Origin of the sequence: Veillonella sp. KGMB01456, assembly GCF_023051165.1 — a bacterium.
GTDB lineage: Bacteria > Bacillota > Negativicutes > Veillonellales > Veillonellaceae > Veillonella_A.
The window spans coordinates 1-23,150 of the sequence record NZ_JALKIG010000037.1; the positions used below are offsets into that span (position 1 = coordinate 1).

At 42.6% G+C, this 23,150-nt stretch carries 23 protein-coding genes; 2 read left to right on the forward strand and 21 right to left on the reverse strand.

Features of this window, described 5'->3' with window-relative positions:
• Positions 1–165 precede the first annotated feature (165 nt).
• Positions 166–858: a hypothetical protein gene (locus MXE28_RS09195; RefSeq protein WP_021841396.1), complete on the forward strand. Its 693-nt coding sequence runs from the start codon at positions 166–168 to the stop codon at positions 856–858.
• A gap of 19 nt (positions 859–877) precedes the next feature.
• On the opposite strand, the gene MXE28_RS09200 is transcribed toward MXE28_RS09195, so the two are convergent.
• The 18 genes from MXE28_RS09200 to polA form a co-directional block, all read right to left on the reverse strand.
• A complete protein-coding gene (locus MXE28_RS09200; protein WP_021841397.1) occupies positions 878–1,534 on the reverse strand; it encodes a ComF family protein in 657 nt (218 codons plus the stop codon).
• An 86-nt stretch (positions 1,535–1,620) separates the two neighbouring features.
• Positions 1,621–3,765 carry an ATP-dependent RecD-like DNA helicase gene (locus MXE28_RS09205; protein WP_021841398.1) on the reverse strand — a complete coding sequence of 715 codons (2,145 nt, stop codon included), beginning with the start codon at positions 3,763–3,765 and terminating at the stop codon, positions 1,621–1,623.
• Positions 3,765–4,532 (reverse strand): shikimate kinase, encoded by a 768-nt coding sequence (locus MXE28_RS09210; RefSeq protein WP_021841399.1) that lies wholly within the window; start codon positions 4,530–4,532, stop codon positions 3,765–3,767. Before MXE28_RS09210 ends, MXE28_RS09205 begins: the two co-directional genes overlap by 1 nt.
• A gap of 379 nt (positions 4,533–4,911) precedes the next feature.
• Positions 4,912–6,096, reverse strand: coding sequence for a PLP-dependent aminotransferase family protein (locus MXE28_RS09215; protein WP_021841400.1), 1,185 nt, complete (start codon positions 6,094–6,096; stop codon positions 4,912–4,914).
• A 229-nt stretch (positions 6,097–6,325) separates the two neighbouring features.
• Positions 6,326–7,258 (reverse strand): riboflavin biosynthesis protein RibF, encoded by a 933-nt coding sequence (gene ribF / locus MXE28_RS09220; RefSeq protein WP_021841401.1) that lies wholly within the window; start codon positions 7,256–7,258, stop codon positions 6,326–6,328.
• Between the two features lie 12 nt (positions 7,259–7,270).
• Positions 7,271–8,146: a tRNA pseudouridine(55) synthase TruB gene (truB, locus tag MXE28_RS09225; RefSeq protein ID WP_247240066.1), complete on the reverse strand. Its 876-nt coding sequence runs from the start codon at positions 8,144–8,146 to the stop codon at positions 7,271–7,273.
• Positions 8,146–9,084, reverse strand: coding sequence for a bifunctional oligoribonuclease/PAP phosphatase NrnA (locus MXE28_RS09230; protein ID WP_247240067.1), 939 nt, complete (start codon positions 9,082–9,084; stop codon positions 8,146–8,148). Before MXE28_RS09230 ends, truB begins: the two co-directional genes overlap by 1 nt.
• Positions 9,068–9,436, reverse strand: a complete 369-nt coding sequence (gene rbfA, locus MXE28_RS09235) for a 30S ribosome-binding factor RbfA (protein ID WP_006556878.1) — start codon at positions 9,434–9,436, stop codon at positions 9,068–9,070. The genes MXE28_RS09230 and rbfA overlap by 17 nt, the downstream gene beginning before the upstream one ends.
• A gap of 9 nt (positions 9,437–9,445) precedes the next feature.
• On the reverse strand, positions 9,446–12,052 hold the full coding sequence (gene infB / locus MXE28_RS09240; RefSeq protein ID WP_021841404.1) for a translation initiation factor IF-2: 2,607 nt from the start codon (positions 12,050–12,052) through the stop codon (positions 9,446–9,448).
• Between the two features lie 17 nt (positions 12,053–12,069).
• On the reverse strand, positions 12,070–12,375 hold the full coding sequence (locus MXE28_RS09245; RefSeq protein WP_021841405.1) for a ribosomal L7Ae/L30e/S12e/Gadd45 family protein: 306 nt from the start codon (positions 12,373–12,375) through the stop codon (positions 12,070–12,072).
• A 4-nt stretch (positions 12,376–12,379) separates the two neighbouring features.
• Positions 12,380–12,655, reverse strand: a complete 276-nt coding sequence (locus MXE28_RS09250; RefSeq protein ID WP_021841406.1) for a YlxR family protein — start codon at positions 12,653–12,655, stop codon at positions 12,380–12,382.
• Positions 12,655–13,743 carry a transcription termination factor NusA gene (gene nusA / locus MXE28_RS09255; RefSeq protein ID WP_021841407.1) on the reverse strand — a complete coding sequence of 363 codons (1,089 nt, stop codon included), beginning with the start codon at positions 13,741–13,743 and terminating at the stop codon, positions 12,655–12,657. Before nusA ends, MXE28_RS09250 begins: the two co-directional genes overlap by 1 nt.
• Before the next feature lie 40 nt (positions 13,744–13,783).
• A complete protein-coding gene (gene rimP, locus MXE28_RS09260; RefSeq protein WP_021841408.1) occupies positions 13,784–14,242 on the reverse strand; it encodes a ribosome maturation factor RimP in 459 nt (152 codons plus the stop codon).
• A gap of 190 nt (positions 14,243–14,432) precedes the next feature.
• Positions 14,433–15,092, reverse strand: coding sequence for a hypothetical protein (locus tag MXE28_RS09265; RefSeq protein ID WP_247240068.1), 660 nt, complete (start codon positions 15,090–15,092; stop codon positions 14,433–14,435).
• A 29-nt stretch (positions 15,093–15,121) separates the two neighbouring features.
• Positions 15,122–15,691, reverse strand: coding sequence for a lytic transglycosylase domain-containing protein (locus MXE28_RS09270; RefSeq protein ID WP_021841410.1), 570 nt, complete (start codon positions 15,689–15,691; stop codon positions 15,122–15,124).
• Positions 15,688–16,302 carry a dephospho-CoA kinase gene (coaE, locus tag MXE28_RS09275; RefSeq protein ID WP_021841411.1) on the reverse strand — a complete coding sequence of 205 codons (615 nt, stop codon included), beginning with the start codon at positions 16,300–16,302 and terminating at the stop codon, positions 15,688–15,690. Before coaE ends, MXE28_RS09270 begins: the two co-directional genes overlap by 4 nt.
• 31 nt (positions 16,303–16,333) lie before the next feature.
• Positions 16,334–17,158 carry a bifunctional DNA-formamidopyrimidine glycosylase/DNA-(apurinic or apyrimidinic site) lyase gene (mutM, locus tag MXE28_RS09280; protein ID WP_247240069.1) on the reverse strand — a complete coding sequence of 275 codons (825 nt, stop codon included), beginning with the start codon at positions 17,156–17,158 and terminating at the stop codon, positions 16,334–16,336.
• A 106-nt stretch (positions 17,159–17,264) separates the two neighbouring features.
• Positions 17,265–19,907 carry a DNA polymerase I gene (polA, locus tag MXE28_RS09285; RefSeq protein ID WP_021841413.1) on the reverse strand — a complete coding sequence of 881 codons (2,643 nt, stop codon included), beginning with the start codon at positions 19,905–19,907 and terminating at the stop codon, positions 17,265–17,267.
• 300 nt (positions 19,908–20,207) lie between these two features.
• Here polA and rpsT point away from each other — a divergent pair, with 300 nt between their 5' ends.
• Entirely contained in the window at positions 20,208–20,468 is a 261-nt protein-coding gene (gene rpsT, locus MXE28_RS09290; RefSeq protein ID WP_006556889.1) for a 30S ribosomal protein S20, read from the forward strand.
• A 244-nt stretch (positions 20,469–20,712) separates the two neighbouring features.
• Here the strand turns inward: rpsT and MXE28_RS09295 are convergent, their stop codons facing one another.
• From MXE28_RS09295 to MXE28_RS09305, 3 genes are all read right to left on the reverse strand, one after another.
• Positions 20,713–21,015 carry a hypothetical protein gene (locus tag MXE28_RS09295; RefSeq protein WP_021840215.1) on the reverse strand — a complete coding sequence of 101 codons (303 nt, stop codon included), beginning with the start codon at positions 21,013–21,015 and terminating at the stop codon, positions 20,713–20,715.
• Between the two features lie 72 nt (positions 21,016–21,087).
• A complete protein-coding gene (locus tag MXE28_RS09300) occupies positions 21,088–22,263 on the reverse strand; it encodes a phosphopentomutase (protein ID WP_021840216.1) in 1,176 nt (391 codons plus the stop codon).
• Positions 22,264–22,305: 42 nt separating this feature from the next.
• Positions 22,306–22,839: an NUDIX hydrolase gene (locus MXE28_RS09305; protein WP_021840217.1), complete on the reverse strand. Its 534-nt coding sequence runs from the start codon at positions 22,837–22,839 to the stop codon at positions 22,306–22,308.
• Positions 22,840–23,150: the final 311 nt, after the last annotated feature.

Here is a 23,150-nt window from a genome sequence, read left to right on the forward strand (position 1 = left end):
GAAACAAAACTAATTTTATTTTTTCGAGTGTCTACTTGACGGGTAGCAGTTCAAACAGTTCTCGCTAAAGCGGGAGCTGTTTTTTTAATATTTACTCTTACATCACTGTAGAAATCTTGTATAATAATAACATCAATAATAATGTTATCTTAGGGAGATATATCAATGAACTATTATAATGATATAGAAGAAAGATTGGCTCAACAATATCTTACACTAGGCGTTGGCACCAATAAAATATGCACTGATTGTCACCAAGATTCAAATTTATCCATGCCTATTGGTTGCTGGTGTGTTGGGTCTAATTTTAATAACCACCAAAAGCGTATTTTATTCGTAGGAAAAAACGCCAGAGGTAATCCTGGCGCAATTGAAAATAATTTTCGTAATACCTTTCAATATGCCCGTGACAAGCTATGGAACAAACGCTGGGCATATTGGAGCTATACCCGCGCTATTTCGCAAAAAATATTCAAGAATGATTCTATTGAGAACATTGCTTTTACCAATATAGTAAAATGTAACAGTTCAGGAGGAGTAGATACTACTTCTGATTCTATAAAAAATAATTGTATATTAAAGTTAAAAGTGCTTCAAAACGAATTACAAATCATCAACCCTACACATATAATTTATTATACTTCCTATTTTTATGACAATTATATTCCTAATGTCTTTAACAGCTTTACTATTAATTACAATGGTATTAGGTCTATCGGAAAAAGAACAATGCCTTGGCAAGAAGCAATTGCGACTCTAGGCAAACAAACCTTTTATGTGCTTCGTGTCGGACATCCTCAATATAAGGAAAAAAGTAGCTTTGTTGACGAAATCTCTAATTGGATTGAAAATACTTGATATTAAACTACATAAATTTCTAATGGCCCCCAGCCAATGTAACCCCTACTATATTTTTAACCTTATACGTCTCTTTCAATACTTCCGCTGCCGATTCCAAGGTGGCTCCGGTTGTAAAAATATCATCCACCAACAAAATTGACTTACCTTCTAATTGACCGGACTTAACAAGAGGTTCCATCGCCTTAAACGCATTGACCATATTGGCCTTACGTTCCACACGCCCCAAGGAAAACATAGCCTGTGTAGAGTCAATCTTCTCCAAGCAATCCAGCCAATACCAACCAAGCCAACTTGCCCAATTTTTAAATAAAAGATCAACCTGATTATATCCTCTTATGACACGCTTTTTGGCACTGACAGGAATAGGCACCACATAGTCAGGCTTAAACGAAAGCTTGTGAACCGGGTCAACCATAAACGAATACAAAAAAGGAGTGGCCCATTTGACCCGCTCCTTTTTTCCGTGGAATTTAATATCTCCCAATATGCTTTTAAGTCCCTTGTCATAATGACCGATTACATAGACTTCGCGAAGTGCGAGACCATCCAAATCGGTAACGTGACGCACATCGTACAGTTCATTAAAACAAGCTTCGCACCATTCCCCGCGGTGCCATACTTCCGTACCGCAACCGGGACAGGTAGGCGGAAATACAAATTCACTCCAATGCATTAATATTCACTTCCCCTTAAGTGCATTGCTACAAATCCCCAAGCTGTTTCATTACAATGTTTTTCAGCTTATCTATTTATCAAAAATTATATCAGTCCCTGTAAACGTTCTTTAAATAAAGTATACCTTGTAGTACCGCTTTGTGTCGTTACGGCTCGTTGCACCGCCGATTTTGTGCCCACCAAAATTACTTTATTACGGGCTCGTGTCACGGCCGTATACAGAAGATTGCGTTGCAGCATCTGATGATAGGTCGGAATAAACGGAATAATGACCGTGCCGTACTCACTGCCTTGGCTCTTATGAACCGTAATGGCATAAGCAAGCATGAAGGAACTCATATCCTCCATCGGCACATGCACTTCTTTATCCATAAAGCGTATGCACACTTCTGTTTTTGAAATTGAAAAAATGACACCGATTTCGCCATTAAATACTTCCAATTCGTAATTATTCAGGACCTGAATAACTTTGTCACCGACACGATAGGTCTGGCCGTTAATTTTAACGGCACTGCGCGTAGCCACCTGTGGATTAACCGCTGCCTGAACCGTTTTAGAAATAGCTACACTACCGGCTCCCCCGCGGCGCATTGGTGAGATAATCTGCACATCCAGCTCATCATCACACTCAGCTAATGCTTCACGATACAAAGCTACCACACGATGCATCATGTCGGTCACACTGTGGACTTCAACAAATCTAAATTCACCTTCTGAAGTCAATTCCGGCATATCCCCTTTATTGATTTCATGGGCATTCGTTACGATACGGTTTCCCTCTTTTTGGCGGAAAATCGTATTCAAACGAACGGACGGTATAATTTGACTATCCAATAAGTCACGCAGAATAAATCCGGCTCCGATTGGCGGTAACTGATCCACGTCACCGACGATGACCACATAGGCATTTTCGGGAATAGCCGCTAACAGTGAATAATATAACTGAACATTTAACATGGACGCTTCATCCACGATAATGACATCCGCTTCTAATAAATCATCTTCGTTTTTAGTAAATTCATAAGAATCACTGCCCTGTATCGGCATCAACATACGATGAATCGTGGTGGCTTCATAACCGGTTGCTTCGGTAAGGCGCTTGGCTGCGCGTCCCGTCGGTGCACATAGAAGAATACGATTCTGCGGCGTCTGTTGGAACGCTTCCACCAAAGCTTGAATAATCGTTGTTTTGCCGGTCCCCGGACCGCCGGTAATTAGGGAAATTTTATTTTGTAAAGCAAGGGCTATGGCCTCTTTTTGAGCATCCCCCAGCTGCAATCCTTTTTTTACTTCAAAGCCGGCAATAAAAGATTCTAAATCGAGGGTAATCACATCGGAATCGGCCATGAGATTTTGCGTCAAATAAGCGGCGTCCGATTCGGCATTATAAATATTCGGCGAATAAATATAGAGTAAACCATCATAATCAGTGGCTACAATCTGACCAATGTCCAAAAGTTCTTCCAAGCGTGCTGCTACTTCATCGGCAAAACCGCCGAGCATATCAAAGACCATACCGATTAACTCATCGGCGGGCATACAGCTGTGACCGTTATCGCCGATATTCTTTAAGGTGTATAGAATAGCCGCCTCAATACGCCGCTCATCATTCGGTTCGATTCCTAAAGAATTGCGCAAAGTATCACACATAGAAAATGGGATTGAGCCATCTACTTCCATTAAGCGGAACGGATTATCTCGCAATACATCGATGGCCGCACCACCGTAAGTCGTATATAAAGTGCGGCTCCAACGCGAACTAAGGCCTGCTTTTTCCAGAAACCGATTGATTTCCTGAAGCAAACCTTCGCCGCGTAATGCATTATACAATTCTTCTTTTACACTTTTACGTAAACCGGGAACTTCCAATAAAGCTTCCGGATCTTCGGCGCGTAAGATATCAAGAAGGGCTTCCTCAAAATAGGCAATAATTTTATCCACCGACTTCTCGCCCAACCCTTTAACACCTAAATTGATCAGGTATTGCTTAGCGCCGTATAAAGTATCCGGTTTTAACCGTTCCAAGGTGGCCGCCTCAAATTGGCGGCCATATTTTTTATGCGTAATATAGCGACCGGATAGTTCCAAATCGTCCCCTTCTTTAGGGGCTTCTAAATTAGCTGTGCAAACAGTTCGTTCTTCATTATAATCTTCCAATAGAAACACACAGTAGGTATTGGTTTCATTCTGATAAATGAGCCGTTGCACAATACCTCGGAGCGTTTCCATTAGCGAACCACTTTAGGCAAAGCTTCTACGATTTGATCCACTGCGTCCGCAATAGTGCTGGCATTCTGCACTTTTACATGGCTGACTTTTTCATATAGTGGATAGCGCTCTTCGTAAAGGCGGAAAATATATTCAATACTTTCCTTCAATAATGGGCGAATTTCCATATCCAAATCATCGAGAATCTGGGTTACATCGCGATGAATAAACACCACAAAACCGGATTCGCGCATGAGTTTTACCGTATCTTCTGATAATACAGTGCCACCGCCGGTCGCAATAACAGCCGGCATTTTGTGATTTACAATGTCTGTAATAGCTTCAAATTCATCTTTACGGAATGCTTCTTCGCCATCATAAATAATAATATTCTGAATGGATTTACCGGTTTTCTCTTGAATCACCGCATCTAAATCGTAGAATTCCATCCCCTGATGTTGTGCCAAAGCCTTACCAACCGTAGTTTTGCCGGCACCGGGCATGCCAATCAAAAAGATATGCTGCTGCATGTGTTGTTTCTGACAGGTCTTGCTAATATCTAAAATAGAATTTACAAAGTTATTTACATAGCCTTTCAAATCACCGGCCTGTACATAGCTAAGAGATTTAGCCAATACTTCTTGCTCCCGTTCCGGTTCGTAAATTCCAATATTTTCCTGTTCTTTAATTTTGGCGATTTCCAAAATCACTTTCAAACGTTGTTCAAATGTCGTAATGAGAACTTTATCTAATTCATCAATTTTCTGACGTGCTTCTTGTAAATTCATAATAACCTCGTTTCTCATATAGCTGTGTCCAATAAGTATTGCCTATAGCTTCCAATAAGTATTGGGTTATATTTGGAGAAGAACATTTGTATCTTCTCATGCTCTTATATTTTACCATATTCCCCTGCATTCTTATAGCCTCTACCATGAATTTCCCATTGCGGCAAAAATAAACGCTTCAAATTTTAATCAACTCGGAAATTTCTTCCCACTTGATAATCACAAACTATATTTTTAAAAGAATACTTGATAGCAAAATGACCTGAATATCATCACTGCTTTTTACAGCCACCGAAGATACTCAGGTCATCATTTACATATTCAGCTATTATATACAATACGACTTTATATACAATACAACTTTATATGCAATACATCGTTATTTTAAATTTTCTTTTAACACATCTGCAATGCGTTGGATTCCGTCACGAATAGTAGCTTCGTCGTTGCAAGAATAATTGAGTCGGAAGAAATTGGTATTACCTTCCGATGTGAAAAATGCTTCGCCCGGTACGAAGGCAACTTTACGTTCGATACATTGTTTTAAAATATCACGAGATTTAAGCTGTTCCGGTAAGGTACACCAGATGAAAAGCCCTCCTTCAGGATAAGTATGGGTAACTTCCTTAGGGAAGAACTCATCAATAGCTTTAAGCATAGCATCACGGCGACTTTTGTACAATTTAATGATAGATTGTACATGCGCATCAAAATCGAAGTTTTGAAGCCAAGTTTCGCAAACACGCTGTGAAAACGGTGCTGTGGATAAGTCCATATTCTGTTTTAACAGATCCAGTTTTTCGATAAACAATGGATTGGCCGCAATCCAACCGAGACGGAAGCCCGGCGCAAAGGTTTTAGAGAAGGTCCCTAAAGAGCAAACCAGATTCTTCGTATCAAAGGTAGTTAAAGACGGTAAGTATTCCCCTTCATAACGAAGTTCACCGTACGGATTATCTTCAATAACCGGTACTTCAAATTCATCCACCACTTCCATGAATTCTGCACGGCGTTCACGGGTCCAAGTAATACCGGTTGGGTTTTGGAAGTCCGTAACGATGTAGATTAAGCGCACATCATGCGTTTCCAAAGCTTTGCGAAGTTCGGAAATAATCATCCCTTTACCGTCACCGGGGATTTCAACAAAATTAACCTGAGTCAAATTAAAAGCCGTAATGGCACCCAAATAAGACGGTTTTTCTACAAGAACCGTATCCCCTTTATTACAGAATAAACGACATAACATATCAAGGCCCTGCTGGGAGCCGCAAGTGATTAAAATATTGTCTTTCGTATACTGTGTTTTTACAATTCGATTCATGCGCTTCGCAATGCTTTCACGAAGCGGTTCATACCCCAATGATGGTCCATATTGCAATGCTTTACCGGCATCACCGTTCAGAACGAGCTCCGTAGCTTTCTTAATTTCTTCGGCCGGGAATGATTCCTCGGCCGGTAAACCGCCGGCGAAGGAAATCATATCGGGCTGCGCAATGAGTTTTAAAATATCTCCTGTATCTGAGTGTTTGATTGCATTAACCGGGTCTGAAAAACGTATAGCCATAATATAACCTCCTTAAAATATTGTGCTTTTTATCTTACTCTTATCATCGCAAAATGTCAACCAAAAGAATACATGAGTTTATCCTATGCGGATATTTTGTGATAAATTGTATTAAAAATTTTAATAAATTAGCTATTTTAAGAAAAACTTACCTGAATTTTAATAAGTATATACAAAAAAAACACCATCAAAGTTCTAAGCTTCAATGGTGTTCTTAAGAAATTTTATTTTATTTTTGTTTGAAAAAATCTTTGGCCGCTTGTTCATCAATTTTCATCTGCTTTATCAATTCATCAAGTGAATCAAAACGTTTCTCCGGACGTAATAACTTCCAAAATTCAACGGTCGCTTCATAGCCATAAACCATTTTATCAAAATTAAACAGATGGACTTCAAAACGATGGTATTGGTTTTCAAAGGTAGGATTATCACCCAAATTGCCAACCCCTTCGTACCACTTACCGTCAATAAATACGCGATTTACATAAACGCCGTCAGGTGGCAAAGTCAATTCCTTTGGATATAAAAAATTTAGTGTCGGAAAGCCGAGAATACGACCACGACGGTCCCCTTCAATGACAGTACCTTTGAACATGAAAGGACGACCTAATAAAGTATTAACCAATTCAAAATGGCCCACTTTGACAGCTTCACGAATTAATGTACTGGATACATGTTCCTGCACTTCATTACATTTAGCCAAAGTTAAAGCATATACTTGAATCCCTTTAGGCTCAACTAAGGCTTTAATCACATCCGGAGTGCCTAAGCCGCCGGCCCCAAAGGTAAAATTCTGCCCTACGACAAAGGCTTTAACTTCATTATGAACAGTTAAGGCCGCCACAAAATCATCCGCCGTCATAGCCAGCAATTCCTTGCTCATAGGCAGGCGTAACACATAATCAACACCTAAGTCGATTAATAGCTTCGCTTTTAATTCTTTTTGCAATAAAGCACTGGGACAACGTTCCGGTCTCAGGATATGCAAAGGATGTTGATCAAACGTAACCACAACGGTATAGGCCGCCTGCTCCTTTGCCTCCGCTACCGCCCTTTGTATAACCGTCTGATGACCTTTGTGAAGTCCGTCAAAAGTCCCCAAGGCATACACAATATTAGATTGTAATTGTTGTAACTCTGCAAAGGATGTTAAGATCTTCATACATTAATCCTATTAAAAAATATTTTTAACTACTTTTAAGCCTGTGTCAGTACCGCTTACAATACCGAAAAAACCGGCATCATTATAAGCACGATATAACCGGTCAACTTCACCATGAAAACCGTCTATTTTAGTATACGGCCATTGCTTACCTTGTTTCAAGGCTATAAAGCCATTTTCTGAAACATTTACGGGTTGTAAATGCATCAATGCCGAATCGGTAGCACCTACAAGGGCTTCACCTTTTTCAGCCAATTCTTCCGCCGTAACCGCCTTGTCGATGGTATATTCACCAACCGCAGTGCGAGCCAGTTGTGTCATGGTAGCCGGAATACCGACTCTAGCCTCTATATCGCGCAGCAAAGCACGAATATAAGTACCAGCGGAACAAGTAACGCGAATGGTAAAATACGGATAGGCATAGGCCAAAAGAGTACATTCCGTAATTTCAATCGTTCGAGCCGGCAAAGTAAACTCCACACCTTCACGAGCCAATTCATAGGCTCGGCGGCCGTTAATCTTAATGGCGGAGTAAATTGACGGGGTTTGGTCCTGCTTACCGGTAAACGAAGCTACTATAGCTCCCAGCTCTTCCCATGTAGGAATAGTGGTAGGCGTTATTTCCGCTTGTAACGGATTGCCCGTAATATCTTCCGTATCCGTACCGTAGCCAAAGCGACCTTCTGCCACATAGGTTTTTGTCATGGATTCCGTAAACTCAATGATACGTGTTGCCTTACCTACAAAAATCGGCAAAACACCATATGCCAAGGGGTCCAAAGTACCGCTATGGCCGATGCGACGCTCTTTTAACAAACGCCGACAAATCCCTACGGCATCATGACTCGTTATGCCCGGCGGTTTTAAGAAAGGAAATACACCGTCCATTAGCCAATCACCGTTAAGAGTTGCTCGATGGCACCGTCAATATTGGCCTGAATCGTACAACCGGCTGCTTTCACATGACCGCCGCCGCCGAAATGATTGGCAATGGCATTCACATCGGTGACCTTGGCACGCAAGCTGACACGAGTTACATTAGTATCCACTGCTTTTAGCAAAATAGCAATATCTACCGTATCTACATTGCGAATCAAATCGACATAGCCGTCCGTATCATCGCCTACTTTAGCCATTAAGGCTTCGTCGAGAGCCAACACGGCGACTTTACCGTCTTTATAAAAACGAATAGTCTGTAAAGCCTCTTTCATCACTTCAATACGAGCAACCGTAGTCACTTCCACATGTTCGGAAATAACATTCGGCTTGGCACCGTTCTTAACACAAAGTGCCGCCATATTTAAGGTGTTCTCAGTTGTATTGCTGAAGCGGAAGAAACCGCAGTCCGTAGCAATGGCCATATATAATGCATTGGCCATCGTTTCCGTAATCGGCCAGTTCCAGCTTTCACACAAGTCAGTTAAAATCTCACCTGTTGCCGCAAATTCGGGCAACAAATATAAACCGGCCGCAAAATGACTGTTAGAAATATGATGATCGATATTATAAATCGGGGCTTTACATAATTCGCCGACCCGACCGATGCGTTCGAACGTGCTGGCATCCAATACGAGCAACATGTCCGTTGTCCAATCGGTCATAGTTTCGATGGAATGAATTATATCCACAGGAGCCAAAAAGTTGTACTTTTCTGGAATGATGTCATCCACAACCATAGTGACGGTCTTACCTTGTGCCGTCAAAGCTTCATAAAAAGCTAAGAGTGACCCCAAGGCATCGCCGTCCGGATGAACATGAACTGTCAAAATAATATTTTGGGCTTTATCTAAAGCAGTTTTTAAAGCCTTCTTATTTATCATCGCCATGTTTGGCCTCATCCTTTTTGATGTCATTGAGTAAAGACTCAATGTGCATACTGTAATCTAATGAAGTATCGGCGTCGAAGAAAATTTCCGGTGTATAGCGCAAATGCAATACTTTGCCCAGTTCGCTGCGAATATGGCCGGCTGCATGACGCAAAGCCTGCAAGGACGCTTTTTTCTCTTCGTCTTTACCGAACAGACTCACATAAATAGTAGCCTGACGTAAATCGCCCGTCACTTCTACTTCGGTAACGGTAACGAAGCCGATGCGCGGATCTTTAAGACCACGCATCAACATGCCGCTTACCTCTTGTTTAATAAATTCCTGTAACTTACGTACGCGAACGTCACTCATAGACGCCTCCTAAATCTGTGGTTTAATTTCTTCCATCGTAAAGGCTTCAATGATATCGCCTTCTTTAATATCACGGTAACGTTCGATGGAAATACCACATTCAAAACTACTCTTTACTTCTTTAACTTCATCTTTGAAGCGACGTAAGGAATCTACATGACCTTCATGAACAACTACACCGTCACGAATCAAGCGGATTTCCGATTTGTTCGTAATCACACCTTCAGTCACATACGAACCGGCTACAATCGCTTTTGGTGTGGAAATAACCTGGCGCACTTCCGCACGGCCCAAGATAACTTCCTTGAATTCAGGTGTTAACATACCGCGCATAGCGCTTTCCACGTCGTTGATGGCATCGTAAATAACGCGATACGTACGAAGGTCAACGCTTTCTTTTTCAGCCGCCTTACGAACGACTGCATCAGGACGAACGTTAAAACCGATAATAATCGCATTCGATGCGGATGCGAGCATAACGTCGGATTCGTTGATAGCACCTACCGCCGCATGAACGATAACGATACGAACTTCCGGATTCTTAATTGCTTCTAAAGACTGACGCAATGCTTCTACGGAGCCTTGAACGTCTGCTTTAATAATAATATTTAAGTCTTTTAATTCACCCTGTTGAATCTGATTAAAGATATCGTCCAAGGTAACTTTATGACTCGTACCCATTTCAGCTAAACGCTGTTTTTCCACACGTTTTTCGGCAATTACACGAGCTTCGTTGTCATCAACGGCATTCATGATTTCACCGGCCTGCGGAACGTCGGACAAACCGAGCACTTCCACCGGCATGGATGGACGAGCTACTTTTACTTTTTCACCGCGTTCGTTCGTCATAGCACGAACTTTACCGTATGCTACACCGGCAATGATGTTGTCACCAACGCGGAGGCTACCTTTTTGTACCAATACAGTACATACAGGACCACGGCCTTTATCGAGTTTAGCTTCGATAACAACGCCTTGCGCATTACGGTTAGGGTTAGCTTTTAATTCCATAACTTCCGCTACGAGCAAGATATTTTCGAGCAAGTCATCAATACCCTGACGCTGTTTAGCGGATACAGGCACCATGATTACATCGCCGCCCCATTCTTCAGGCAATAAACCGTGTTCAGCCAACTGCTGTTTAACATGGTCAGGGTTGGCACCCGGTTTATCCATCTTATTGATGGCTACGATAATAGGCACATTAGCGGATTTTGCGTGGTTAATCGCTTCGATTGTCTGCGGCATAACACCGTCATCGGCAGCAACTACCAATACGGCAATATCCGTAGACTGAGCACCGCGCAAACGCATAGCGGTAAACGCTTCGTGGCCCGGCGTATCCAAGAATGTAATCTTGTTGCCTTTATAACGAACCATATAAGCACCGATATGCTGCGTAATGCCGCCTGCTTCGGATGCGGTTACGTTAGTTTGACGAATTACGTCCAATAAGGAAGTTTTACCATGGTCAACGTGACCCATAATAGTAACAACCGGCGGACGTGGCTGTAAGCTTTCCGGCGAATCTTCCACTTCTACGATTTCAGTAGGATCTTCTTCCGGTGCCGCTTCAGAAACGGTTACACCGAATTCTTCCGCTACGATGGACGCCGTATCAAAGTCGATTTCCTGGTTGATGGTCGCCATAACGCCTAATAACATTAATTTTTTGATGATTTCACTCACTTCACGGCCCATAGCTTCCGCTAATTCTTTAACCGTTAAAGTCTGGCCGATTTCAATGTGAGTAGCAATCATAGCTTCTGCTTTACGTTTTTCTTCTTCTTTGTGCTGGCGATTCTGTTCATTACGCTGTTTTACGCGATTTTTGCTCTTCGCCAAAGAAGTGGACAATAAGGACTGTGGACGGTTGCCGCCACGGTTTTTCTTGTCCTTTTTATTGCGACGGTCATTGTTATTATCGCGACCACCGTCACGATTGTTGCGACCTTCTTTATTGCTGTTGCGATTGTCGCGATTGTTTTTACGATCATTATGATCATTGCGATTGCGGTCTTGATGTTCGTTACGATTGCCGCCCTCGTTTTTCTTATCGCCGTGACGATTATTGCGGTCATTACGGTCTTGACCTTTGTTGTCTTGACGGCGATTATCCTGGTTGCGGTTATCCTGACGCTGTTCTTGACGATTACCATGTTTTTGGTTCTGCTGGTTGCGAGAATCCTGACGGCCCTCATTATTACGATTGCCATCATTATTACGGTTACCGTTATTTCCTTTATTCGTGTTAGGCTTCTGACCTTGTTCGGCACGACGGGCTTCTTGTTTATGAGCCGGTTTCTGACCGTCAGATTGCTTTGCCTCACCTTTAGGGGCTTCGGATTTATGAGCGTCTGCTTTTTTAGGTTCCGCTTTTTTATGACTTTCTTTAGCTGCCGGTTTAGCACTTATTTCAGCCGCCTTTACAGGCGCTTCTTTTGGTGCCTGAGCACTGCGGTTTTTAAAATGTTTGGTAACAAGTTCAATACCTGCATCATCCAAACCGCTGGCCGGCGTCTTAGACTCATAACCGTTACGGCTTAAAAAGTCTATAATCTGTTTATTTTCTACATTTAGTTCTTTACTTAAATCACGTATTCTTTTTTTTGACATCTGCATGCCCCCTCAAATCAATTATCTATTTCTTTGAGCATTGCCTTCGCAAATCCCACATCATTTACAAGTACAATAGCTCTTTGTTCTTTGCCGATGGCATGACCCAGTTCCGCTTTTGTCAAAACATTTCTAAGCGGAACATCATATTGCTGAGCTAACCATATATATTTCTCCGCATTATTCTTAGCACAATCAGTTGCCAGCAAGGCTAAGGGAACATTTCCCCGCTTAATTGCTTTCTCCGCTACAAAATCGCCGGATAACAATTTACCTGCTCGCTGTGCCATGCCTAATAAATTCTTAAATTTCGTTTCGTTCATTTGCTTATTCAGCCTCGTTAAGCCCTAATTCAGCTTTCAGATTTTCATAAATATCAGCTGATACGGCTCGTTTTAAGGAGCGTTCCAAGCGCTTCGCTTTATAAGCAGTCTCAAAGCATTCCGCTTTCGGTTCGATATAAGCACCGCGACCGGCCGCTTTGCCGGTTCTATCTATAGCAATCGTACCTTCCGGTGAGGCTACGATGCGCAGCATCTCTTTCTTATTACGCAACTCGCCACAACCTACACAGATACGCATAGGAGGTGTTTTTTTCTTCATTACGCTTCACCGTCACCTTCAAGCAATTCATTAGCAGCCGTTTCCGGTTCTACTTCATCTGCTTGTGTTTCGCTCTTAATATCGATTTTCCAGTTTGTCAATTTAGCAGCCAAACGAGCATTCTGACCTGCTTTACCGATAGCCAAAGACAATTGGTAATCCGGTACAATAACGCGAGATGTTTTTTCTTCTTCGTTTACATCTACGGAAATTACTTTAGCAGGGCTCAAAGAGTTGGCAATATAAACAGCCGGATCTTCATCCCATTTTACGATATCAATTTTTTCATCGTTTAATTCATCCACGATGTTCTGAACGCGCTGACCTTTAGGACCTACGCAAGCGCCAACCGCATCAATCGTTTCATCACGAGATACTACGGCAATTTTAGAGCGCATGCCCGGTTCGCGAGCAACGGATTTCAATTCGATAACACCTTCATAAATTTCAGGCACTTCTAATTCGAAAAGGCGTTTTAACAGGCCCGGATGAGTACGGCTGATCATAATCTGAGGACCTTTGGTGGTCTTTTTAACTTCTACGATGTAGCATTTAATGCGATCGCCTGCTTTGTATGTTTCCGTCGGAATCTGTTCAGCCGGTGGTAAAATGGCTTCTGTTTTGCCAAGGTCAACGAATACATTGCGACCTTCTACACGCTGTACAAGACCGGTGATGATATCACCTTCACGGCTGAAATATTCTTCGTACACAATGCTGCGTTCCGCTTCTTTAAGACGTTGAATCAACATTTGCTTAGCCGTATGAGCAGCGCTACGTCCGAAGTTCTTAGGTGTTACATCAACTTCTACAATGTCGCCCACTTCAAAACGCATATCCCGTTGTTGAGCTTCGGCGAGAGAAATTTCTTTCTCTGCGTCCTCAACTTCAGCAACTACGGTTTTCTTGGCAAAAACCTTATATTCACCGCTCTCACGGTTTAATTCTACATAGGCGTCCTGATTGGAACCCGGCTCCTTACGGTAAGCCTGCAGCAATGATGCCTCCAAGGACTCAAACACCACTTCCGGCGATACACCCTTCTGCTTTGTTAACACCATAACTGCCTGTACTAATTCTTGACTCACTTATTATTCCTCCAATATTTTCTGTTTTAGTTTTTTATCTTTAAAATTCAAAATGCAAACGAATCTGTGCAATAGCACTTCGTTCTAACACGATTGGGTTTTCCCCGACTTGAATCGTAATAGTCTCATCGGTAAACTCGCCCAGCGCTCCGGTAAATTGCTTCTTCCCATCTACCGGCTTAAACAACTGTACATCAACGTCGGCGCCTTGATAACGAACAAAGTCTTTGTCTTTTTTCAAAACACGATCCAGTCCCGGTGAAGATACTTCCAATAAATAATTTTCTTTAATCGGATCTTTAGCATCCAACACTTCACTCAGCTTCTCGCTGACAATCTGACAATCATCAAGATCGACTCCGCCCGGCTTATCTAAATATACACGCAAATACCAATCCCGTTCGCGCACATATTCCACATCCACCAGTTCCATCTCTGTGCCCTCAATAATCCCTTCCACTATCGAGGATACAAATTCTTCCACGGCTTCTCTTTTCATGGTCATCGCCTCCTTCATTTTGATGTAACACCTGTAATATTACTCACATCGTATTTGCCAAGCACTTGCCTGTCTGTACGCCTGCATAGTGTTTTACTATAAAGTAAAGAGTGAGCCAAGGCCCACTCTTTTAAAAAAGCTTATTTCGAATCACGTATATTATATCATGAACACTGCCAAAACACAAATACTATAACCGATTTTGCAAGTCCGTAAGCACTCTTACAAGCTCACTTTCCAGTTTTGCTTCCAATTCCGGCAATGTCTTTGCGTCGAGGTCATGGTTAATCTCCGGATAATTGTGTCGCCGAAGCTCTGCAAAAAACTCATCACGCAGTACATTGTAGAAAAGTAACAGCCCCGACGTATCATCCATTATGCGATATTCGCCGATAATGTACGAGCCGTTAATCATGCACACCCCATTACTTGGGGCAATATCCCGCACAAAAGGACCTACCTGTTGAGGTAAAAACTCTTCATAGGCCCAGTCAGCAAGGCCTTTGTGTTTATATGCATACGTAAACATTTTTTGAGGCTCGATTAATCGCTCGGTGAGACCTTGCTCAGCGCGCTCTTTCAGCACTGCCTCAAACTCCTCCCAAGAACCACGAATAAAGTTAATATCCGTAAAAGAGAAAAGCGGCATCACTACATGAACTGTATAATCGTCAACTTCCTTATCATACAAAGCTTCCCAACACCATCCCAGTTCATTTTCATAATGAAAAAAGCGATAATACAAGTCTTCTGCCGTCGTATCGATTACCAGTTTAAAATCGCCCAAAGTATTCGGCAACCATGAAAAATCATAGGTGCGTTCCTTACATTCTGCAATTACATCTGCCATCTGAAATAATCCTTCCTCTTGATTTAATACTATTGATTGTCATCCATAGCGTATAGAGACTCATATTTTTCCTGATTTTTTAAAACAGCCGTTACATACTCACGAGTCTCCGCAAACGGGATTTGCTCAATATCGTCGAAGTCATCGCCCCAATCGTATTGGCTCATCCATTCTTCCACGTGACCACGACCGGCATTATACGCAGCCAAGGCCAAAATTTTATTGCCTTTAAATTCATTCAGCAAATACGCTAAATACCATGTCCCCAGCTTAATATTAGTATCCGGTTCTTTAATATCATTATCGGTCAACTTTGGTTCATTCATTTGTTCCGCAATCCAGTGTGCCGTGTCCGGCATGAGTTGCATAAGCCCCAAAGCACCCGGTGCCGATTCGGCATGTTCATTGAACTTACTCTCCGCCAGAATTACCCCCGCGACTAACGAATAGGGAATCTTATTGGCCCTGGCCGCTGCATGTACAGTGGCACTATGTTCTAAAGGATACGCATAGGTGCGCGCCAGATACGGTTCGCCCACAGCGAAATAGTACCAGCCTAAAATTACGAGGCACCATGCTAAGAATGTAGAGCCTTTCATGCATCCTCCTCAGTAAAAACATGTCCTTTTGCTTGCCATAATTGTTCTAACTGCGCCGCTAAATCCGCCAAAGTGCCATTATTATCAATCACAACATGACTATAGTTTTTCTTCTCCGCTAACGGCATTTGACTGGCAATACGAGCTTTTGCTTCTTCTAAGGTATACCCGTTACGTTCCTGCAAACGAGCCGTCTGAACATCTTCGTTGATAGCTACGAGCCACACTTCATCCATTTCCTTATACCAATTGGTTTCAATGAGTAAGGGAATATCATAGATAACCGCCTTGAAGCCTTCTTTGGCAAAATTTTCAGCTAATTCGTCAATGCGTTGTTTAATGAAGCTGTGTAAAATTTCGTTGGTACGCTTCCGTTTGGCTTCATCGTTAAAAATAATACTGCCCAACTTCGGACGATCAAGCGTGCCTTCCGGCGTAAGAATTTCATCACTGAATTCTGCCACCAAAGCCTTTAGGCCCGGCGTGCCCGGCTCAACAACTTCACGCGCTACTATATCCGCATCAATAATAGGTGCTCCTTTATCTCGAAGCCAGTTGGATACGGTACTTTTTCCGGACGCAATACCGCCGGTTAAACCAATCTTATACATCGTAACTCCCGATAATGTAATAAAAATAATCTTAATGTTGGCAATGTCCGCAAAATACGGTATGACGTCCTCGCAAGGTCATATCCTGGAGCGTCCGTTTACAGCGAACACAAGGTTTACCGCCACGACCATACACCAATAAATGTTCCTGATTTTGCCCTTTGCCGCCGGCACCATTTTTATAATCCCGAAAACTCGTACCGCCATTAGCTAAGCTATCACGCAAAACCTTACGCAAGGTTCGATGCAATGCCTTCGCCTCCGCTTCACTCAATGAATCGGCCGGTCTGGTCGGCATAACATGGGCCAAAAACAAAGCTTCATCGGCATAAATATTACCGATGCCGGCTACAAATTGCTGTCCCAGTAAGAACGGCTTTATCGGCATAGAACTACGCCGTGTCAACTCATATAGTTTACCACTTGTGAAAGCTCGACTCAATGGTTCAACGCCCATATTCAGATACGCTTTTAAATCAATCTCTTTCTCCGACTCAAACACATAGAGCGCCCCTAGCGTACGCACATCGCCGTACGCCAGCATTGTCCCGTCGGTAAAGTGAAACAGAATGCGGTCAAAACGCTCTACCTCAGCACTTGGCCGATAGATTAACCGACCCGTCAATTTCAAATGAATAATTAACTGTAAATCAGAATTCTGCCAAGTAATGATTAAATACTTCCCTCTTCGTTTTACGGCTTCGATGGTCTGCCCGGTAATTAGCGTTTCCGCCACATCAGCCGGACAATTACGCCACATGCGCGGCAGTAAAGATTCCACATAAGCTACCGTTTTACCGGCTGCGTGTTCATGGATATATTCTTTTATCAGTTCCACTTCCGGTAATTCCGGCATTCGTTTCACCTCTTAACCAATTATAGAGTGATTATTGTATAGGCCTATACACCTATATAAACGTTTGAGCTTTTAATTTGGCTCTGATTTTGTTAAAAATTTTCTATTATTTCACATCCGCCCAGTTCGTAGCACTGTGTACGTCTACAATGAGCGGTACTTTTAATTCCACTACACTGTCCATGATGTCTGCCAATAACTTCATGACGGCCTTTTCTTCTTCTTTAACGACTTCCAATACAAGTTCGTCATGCACCTGTAACAAAAGACGAGATTTAAAGCCATCAGCTTCTAGGCGCTGTTCCACCTGATTCATGGCCAATTTAATAATATCAGCCGCACTGCCCTGAATCGGCGTGTTCATCGCCGTACGTTCCGCAAAGGAGCGGCGATTAAAGTTACGGCTGTTAATATCCGGTAAAGAACGGACACGGCCGAACATAGTGCGCACCATGCCGGTTTCATGTGCTTCCGCCACCATATTATCCATATATTCTTTAACTTTAGGATAACGATGGAAATATAGTTCAATATAATCTTTCGCTTCACCGCGGGTAATACCTAAATCACGGGACAAACCAAAATCACTGATACCGTAAATAATGCCGAAGTTAACCGCTTTCGCATGGGAACGTTCAGTCGGCGTAACGTCTTCAATCGCTTTACCGAGCACTTCAGCGGCCGTAAAACGGTGAATATCTTCGCCATCCATAAAGGCTTTAATGAGAGCCGGATCCTCCGACAAATGCGCCAAAATACGAAGTTCAATCTGCGAATAGTCCGCACTCACCAAAGTATCGTAGCCTTTACCCGGCAAGAACAATGCTCTAATCTCACGTCCTTTTTCCGTACGGACCGGAATATTCTGCAAATTCGGATCGGAACTGCTGAGGCGCCCCGTAGCCGTTACCATCTGATTAAACGTGCTGTGAATGCGTTCCGTTTTTTTATCGATTAACGGTTTCAAACCTTCCAAATAAGTAGAAATCAATTTAACTACCGTACGATATTTCAAAATGAGCTCAATAATCGGATGGTCGTTGCGAAGCATATCGAGTACTTCCGCATTGGTGGAGTAACCCGTTTTCGTCTTTTTCAAAACAGGTAAATTTAATTTTTCAAAGAGAATAACACCCAACTGTTTCGGCGAATTAATGTTAAACTCTTCCCCGGCCTCTTTATAAATGGCATCGCGTAATTCGTTAGCTTCCGCTTCGAAGCGAGTTTGAGTTTCTTCTAAAGCTGCTTTATCAATGTAAATACCATTCTTTTCCATAACGAGCAAGGTATGTACGAGCGGTAATTCAATGGTTTTATATAAATCCCAGAGACCGTTATCCTTGAGCACTTCCTGCGCTACTGATTGCATAGTGAGTAAAGCCTTTGCCGTGGCGGCAGATTCATTGGCATCACCCGTAGCCGGCACGGTCGGTGCACTGAATCGTTCGGTCAAGTAAGAAATACCATAATTGGTACGCGTCGGATCCGCCAAATAAGCCATCAAAGTTAAATCCCAAATTCGCGGTTCACCGTCGGCTGTAAATAAAGGCATGGTACCCGGTCTTGCGTCCCCCGTCACTTCGAGGAGTAACTTACTGTCCTCCGTCGTAATCGTAGCCGCATCCTTTAGCATAGTCGGCAACAATTCGGCGAACTTAGCATGACCGCCGTCTAAACGAGCTACCGTTTCACCATTGGCCACAAAAATTTCGTCAATTGTACGGAATGGATGGGCACCACCGGCTTTAACGACAATACCTAAATCTTTATTTTTGTAAAAGTCAGGTGTAATCGCTTCAATACCTGCGATTTCCAATTTGGAAGCCGTTGGTGATTCGGCAAAATCCGCAAATAAGGAGTCGCTATCAACCGGTGTCGGCGCCGTAATCCCCATAGCCTTGATGAGACGCGGCGTTACGCTGTGAAAACCTAAACGATCAAAGAGCGGCACGATTTCCGTTTCATGAGCTGACGTTACAAAATCGGAAGCTTTATAATCTAAGTCCATATCGGTTTTAATAGTCGCTAAGGTGCGCGACAAGAAAGCCAACTCTTTATTGTCGGCCAATTTTTCTTTTAACTTACCTTTTATGGAATCAATATTATCGTAAACGCCTTCTAAAGTACCGTATTCATTAAGCAATTTAAGAGCCGTTTTTTCACCGACGCCGGGCACACCCGGAATATTATCGGAGCTGTCCCCCATGAGGGCCTTCATATCAATAACCATGTCAGGGCCATAGCCGTATTCGTCCGCCATATTATCGGGACGAACTTCGAGCATATCGCTGATACCCTTTTTAGTTAAATAAACCGTGCTGTGTTCATCAACGAGCTGCAAGCTGTCGCGGTCACCGGTGATGATATACACGGCCGTATCTTTATTTCCCAGTTTTTTGCTTAAAGAGCCGATAATATCGTCCCCTTCATAGCCTTCTTCTTCGATAACCGTAATTCCGAGTGCCTCTAACACTTCACGAATAAGGCCAAACTGAGGACGCAAATCATCCGGTGCATTTGGGCGATTGCCTTTGTAGTCCGCATAAAGCTCCGTACGGAATGTTTCTTTCCCCTTATCAAAAGCTACCGCCACATAATCAGGATGTAAATCATTATATAGTTTAACAAGCATGGTTAAAAAACCGTACACCGCATTGGTCGGCACGCCCAGCGCATTACTGAGCGGCGGTAGCGCAAAAAAAGCACGGTACAACAAACTGCTGCCATCTATAATCATTAATTTTTTCATAAAGCACCTCTTTACCATCAATATCGACTTTATAGGTTATATATTACATACCTTATAGGTCATACGTATTCAAAGGCCATACCTTCTTTGGCTATAGCTTTTCAAAGGTTATACCTTCCTATTCTATACGTTTTCAAAATTTAGCTGTATAATATATAGTCTAAACTAATGTTCAACATATCTGAAACTATTATATCATAAATATAAGGCAAAACTAATCTTTATAAGGTATTGCACAACAATACGCACTGTGCTATAATTATTCAGGTATATTATTGTAATCATAAGGAGGTGACTCAATTGCCAAATATCAAATCCAGTATTAGAAGCGTAAAAACGGACGCTGAACGTCGTGCGAAAAACTCCGCTGTGAAATCTCAAATTCGTACAGCTACACGCAAAACGGTTGAAGCTGTAGAAGCAGGCGCAGTAGAAGATGCTAAAAAAGCACTTGTTCAAGCTACTAGCGTAATTGATAAAGCAGCCTCCAAAGGCGTTCTTCATAAAAACACAGCAGCTCGCAAGAAATCTAACTTAACGGCTAAAGTGAATGCTTTATAATTAAAGCACAAAAGCGTTGTAACCTAGTTACGGCGCTTTTTTTATTTGTCAAAACCCCTCTCCCCCCTAAAGTCGCACTATCATGCAGGGCGTCTTTGAAGGAAAACTATTTCTACCTAAATATGCACACCGTTCTTGCGTATATTATAAAAAACATCCCCTCTTCGTAGAGCCTTTTTGCGAATGCAAAACCAGCCTGCGGAGAGGGGATGTTTTTTATTTTTTACCTAGAAGATATGTTTTTCTATTTAAGATCGCCGTGCATGATAGTGCGGAACAAATTCAATGCCACGGCCACCGGCTTTCCTTCATCCAAAGCAGTCGTAGCCTGACCGATAGCGCGACGGAAGGTTTCATACGTTTCTTCCGTACCGGATTTTTCTACCGCATCGATATCCATGTCCATGATGTATTTAAATAAGTCATGGATTTCATCGTTGCTCATCCCCTGCTCCTGCGCTACGGCAGTCTGTCTTTTAGCCCAATAATAACGGGCTTTTTCAGCCGGATCCGTTGGAACCGGATGTTTTGCATGTGTACAACTCATAGTATTTCCTCAATTCTTTTTAAAATTAATACCATCACAATATCTGAATTTAAATCTTATACTTTAGATTTATTATTTTGCATCTTTAATTACACTTAAGAAACTTGTGCCTACATCGCCTTTAAGACCGAAATTATCGAGTATGGTCTGCCCCACATCGGCAAAGGTATCGCGGTCGCCCAAAGCTATCGGTTTATTTAAACCTTGCCAATAGCCTAATAAAGGTACCAATTCGCGAGTATGGTCGGTCCCGTGCCAAGTAGGATCATTGCCGTGGTCGGCGGTGATTAGTAACAAATCATCTTCAGTGAGAAGATCCAAGAGTCCTCCCAGCTGGTAGTCAAAGTCTTCCAAGGCTCTTTTGTAACCCGGTACATTGCGGCGATGACCGTACATGCTGTCAAATTCCACAAGATTAATCATCATGAGGCCTTCTTTAAAGGTGCCGCCTAAGAGACGAGCCGCTTCGTTCATACCGTGACTGTTCGATTTAGTCGGATAGGATTCACTGATACCGACACGGGCATAAATATCGCCGATTTTGCCCACACCAATAGTCTGTAAATTATGCTGTTGTAGGATTTCCCAGTATAAAGTTTTTTCAGGCATACGACTGTAATCATGACGATTGGCAGTCCGCTTGAAATGGCCTAATTCACCCACAAAAGGTCTTGCAATGATACGCCCCACATAATAATCGCCGACACAGACTTTTTCACGGGTAATCTTGCAAATACGATACAGCTCTTCAAGAGGAATTACATCTTCATGAGCGGCAATCTGAAAAACGGAATCGGCCGACGTATAGACAATCGGTTTGCCCGTTTTCATATGTTCTTCGCCGAGGCGTTCAATAATTTCCGTGCCGGATGCTACTTCATTACCTAAATAGCCATAGCCCGTTTCACGGGTAAAGGCGTCCATAACTTCTTTCGGAAAGCCTTCATAAAAAGTCGGAAACGGCACATCCACAGGATGACCTAAAAGTTCCCAATGGCCGCTCGTCGTGTCCTTACCGCGACTGATTTCATGGAGTCGGCCGAAAAGACCGGTTACCGGTTCGTCATCGGCTTTAATATTCGCAATATTGGCCAATCCTAAGCGTTTTAAATTAGGACAACGTAAGGTTCCGCCGACCGATTCAATATGGCCCACAGTATTAGCCCCTTCGTCGCCAAAGGCACCAGCATCAGTCGCATGACCGATACCCACGCTATCCATAACCAATAATATAACTCGTTTAAACATAATACGCCTCTATTCTTTTCTTAAGTTAACTTAAGATACTGTTTATTTTATGTATGGCATAGCCAAAGCTAATGCCGCTAATGTTTTAGCGTCTTTAATTTCTTCCTTACGAATCGCTTCCATCAACTCGTCGAACGTGTAATATTCGAGTTCCACATATTCATCATCATCCCAATTAGTTTCACCCTTGCTAAGGCCTTTAGCCACATAGAGATGAATCACTTCATTACAAAAACCGGGACTTGTGGCAATAGCGCCTAAGGAAATCCATTCGGAAGCTTTATAACCCGTTTCTTCTTCCAATTCACGTTTGGCACAATGTAACGGGTCTTCCGCGCCGTCCAGTTTGCCCGCCGGGATTTCCAGTAAACCGCGATCCAAGGCATAACGGAATTGGCGTTCCATAACGATACGGCCTTGATCGTCAATCACAACGATGGCACTGGCACCTGGATGATGAACCACTTCACGCCAAGCTTCCTTGCCGTTTACATCGGCTACGTCAAAAGTAACTTTAATCAAACGACCGTCAAATTTCATTTCCGATGATATCTGTTTTTCTCTGTGCAAGCTCATAGGTATCTCCTCTTTGCTGATTTCACTAATTCTAAAATACGATTACCGGCGACTCTAACGCCCAACGCGCTCTGCCGGCTAAACAGTTTATATTGAAATATATTCTCTATTTATTGTATCACACAAAATCCAAAGGTAAAGCGATGAAAAGTTTATGCCCGCCTATTAACTAATTTCTATGGTTCTATAATTTATTTTGGGGCGCTAAAGAGAAACGCTAGTTGCGTGTCCTCTTGGCGCCTACTTTTTTTGCACAAAAAAAGACATATTGAATAAAATCCGATACAATAAAGGTGCTAACAATTAACGAA